Raw genomic sequence first — 1,234 nt, 5'->3', positions numbered from 1 at the left:
CAAATCATGATACTAAAATTATACAAATAAAGTTGTCTTTTTTCACGAAAACCACATATATATAAGTGACCGAAAAAGAAAATAGTAATGTTAACTAGTTTTTGGTTGATAGTAAATTTGCAAACTGGGAAAGTTGTTTATAGCAGTGAGTTATTAATAGACCCAAAAAAGGTTTCAACGGAAAACAACAGGGCATTTGTAAGTGAAATTCAGGCAAACGATAAAATAGTTGCAATTAAATCAAGTCAAACACTTTTTATATTTGAAAAAGAAGAAACAATCCTTCAATAATCCGCAATACCGCACGAAATGAAATTCGACAAGTCAATCCTTTCGTGTGGTTTGTACACAAAAAGTTTTGTTATCCATATCGAGAAACAATGGTTTCTATGAAAGTATATGACAATAATAGTAATAGTAATATTGTAGAGAGTTATATTGATGATTTAATGAACTTAGTAATTCAATAAAACTATGAAATATTCAAAAGAAGGTTTAACAAAATATATTTATTCTGAAATGAGCAAATGCATTGAAAAGGTTAGGTATATTAAAAGTGAAAGCGATAGATGGTGATTTCGGTGATGTACTTTCAAACTCATCTGGTAATAATTTGACTTCTATTTTAAATAAAATGGATGAGCCTCATTTCAATATAAATCATTTGGATGAGATCACATCAAGATTAGGAAATACAAAATATCGAATAAAACATGACCTGATTGAGAATCCAGGCGCGTTTAAAGATTTCGATGACATGATTAATGAGCCAGGTTTATTTTGGGAAAAATACTCCAATGGAGATTTTATAACAGGTTCGAATCTTGAAAAATGGGCGCAATGGAAATGGTTTAAAGATTTAACACAAAAAGCTAGACTTTTTGAAGATGTTACAGGGTTAGAAAGTTTTAAATTAGTTTCAGGAATTACTGACAACACTAAAATAGTAAAACAAGTTACTTTAGAAGTTAACGGAACAAAAATACGAATTGATTATATTGGAATTGATGATATGGGTTTAATTCATCTCGGTGAAGCTAAATTCTCAACAAAAATTAAAAATTGGTCTACCGATTGGTTAAGTGCTTCAACAAAAAATCAAAAGATTGTATTTCAATTATTCGAAGATAATTTAGTCAATAGTATTATAATAAAAGCAACAGATGTTAGAAAAATGAAAAGTTTGCGATCAATGTTTGGTTTGTCTAATACTGCTTCGATTCCACCAATTAAC

At 29.0% G+C, this 1,234-nt stretch carries 2 protein-coding genes; both read left to right on the top strand.

The window, feature by feature from the left end; all coding sequences use genetic code 11:
* Positions 1-87: 87 nt before the first annotated feature.
* On the top strand, positions 88-291 hold the full coding sequence (locus A9996_RS20040) for a hypothetical protein (RefSeq protein WP_157487274.1): 204 nt from the start codon (positions 88-90) through the stop codon (positions 289-291).
* 265 nt (positions 292-556) lie between these two features.
* Positions 557-1,234: hypothetical protein (locus A9996_RS19365; protein WP_157487273.1), on the top strand; the 678-nt coding region annotated here is incomplete at its 3' end.

The organism is Gelidibacter algens (genome assembly GCF_001678675.1).
In the GTDB taxonomy this organism is placed as follows: Bacteria; Bacteroidota; Bacteroidia; order Flavobacteriales; family Flavobacteriaceae; genus Gelidibacter; species Gelidibacter algens.
This window is presented reverse-complemented; position numbering and strand designations above follow the sequence as displayed.